This is a genomic window from Algihabitans albus (assembly GCF_003572205.1).
Taxonomy (GTDB): domain Bacteria; phylum Pseudomonadota; class Alphaproteobacteria; order Kiloniellales; family DSM-21159; genus Algihabitans; species Algihabitans albus.
Genome location: NZ_QXNY01000016.1, coordinates 1 through 1,443 on the forward strand (window position 1 = coordinate 1; position 1,443 = coordinate 1,443).

Sequence of the window (1,443 nt, forward strand, 5' to 3'; positions counted from 1 at the left end):
ACACGGAAGTGGGAATCGAGGTCGCGCTCAAGGCCAAGGGCCGCTTTACCGGTGACCTGGAGACGGACGGGGCGACCTACCGGGCCGAGACCGGGGTCAGTGTCTCGCCGAGCAGCGGGAGCACGGGAGCGGAGTGGAACTTCGACTTCAGTGTGGTCAGCTACGCCGGCCAGGACCTCTCCGGCTACACCCTTCGCTTCACCGTCGATTTCACCGATGTGAACGGCAATCGGGTCGAAGAGGTCGTGTCTTTCGAGCTACCGGCCTCCGGCGATCAGACCGGCTATGCGGATGCCTCCGGCGGAACTCAGGGGATACAGGGCTCGCAGAACCTGGGCTGGGCCGATCTCTTCGATTCCGACGCGGTCTTCGACCCCAATCTGCCAGGCAGTTACGACATGAGCCTGGAAGTGGTCGACACCGACGGCGAGACCGTCGCGCAGTCCGACATCCGGGTGGAGGTTGCGGCCAACATCATCGTCGCGGCCGACGGCAGCGGGAATTACCTCACCATCCAGGAAGCGATCGATAACGCCGACGAGGGCGACACCATCCTCGTGAAGGACGGCACCTACGGACCGGTTGTCATAGACAAGTCGGTGACGCTACTCAGCGAGAACGGCCCCGAGGGCGTCACTATTCAGGGCGCCGGGGTCAGCCAGGGTTCCGCCGTGCGGATCGCGGCCGGCGTCGAGGGCGTCACGCTCGGCTCGGCGGATCACGGCTTCACGATCGCGGCGGGAACTGACGATCTCGCGGCCCTTTATGTGGTCGAGGGCAACAGCGACATCACGGTCGAGGGCAACAGCCTGACCGGCGGCAGCGGTCACGCGCTGCTGACGGGCGGCGGACAGGACGGCTTGACGGTTCGTGACAACAGCCTGTCGGGCGACGGGCCGGCGGCAGTGGCCTACAACAACGGCGAGGCCAGCCTCGGCGCCTCGCGCGCCTCCGTCGAGGTCAACTTCATCGACAACAGCTTCACGGGTGGCGACAACGCCGGCCTGCTGCTGGGGATCGAAGCCAGCGGCGGAACGGTCAGCGGCAACAACTTCGAGGGCACGGCCGACTTCGCGATGCTGGAGCTTTGGTCCGGCGGTCTCGCGATAACCGGTAACGCCTTCGATGCCGAGGGCGGCAGCACGGCCGTTCTCGACAGCGCCGGCGCCTATGACGAGGCGGATCTGGTCGCGGCCAACAGCTTCGCCAACAGCAGCTTCCTGCTGCCGAGCGTAGATGCGATCTTCACCCTCGACGGCGGCGTGCTTGCCGTCGACCTCACGGGTACCGGCGTCACGGACCTGGATCTCTCGGGCTTCGAGGGCGACGTGCGGATCGAAGGCTTCGGCGCGTTGACCCGTGTGGTCACGGCGGACGAGCAGAAGCTCACCTTGGACGGCGCTGCCTTCGCAAGTCTGAGCGGCACCTTGACCATCGTCGGCG

The 1,443-nt window shown here is 66.3% G+C and carries 1 protein-coding gene; it reads left to right on the forward strand.

Annotation, left to right across the window (positions count from 1 at the left end; all coding sequences use genetic code 11):
• Positions 1-1,443 (forward strand): right-handed parallel beta-helix repeat-containing protein (locus DBZ32_RS21950; protein ID WP_208539364.1); only part of this gene is annotated, 1,443 nt, incomplete at both ends.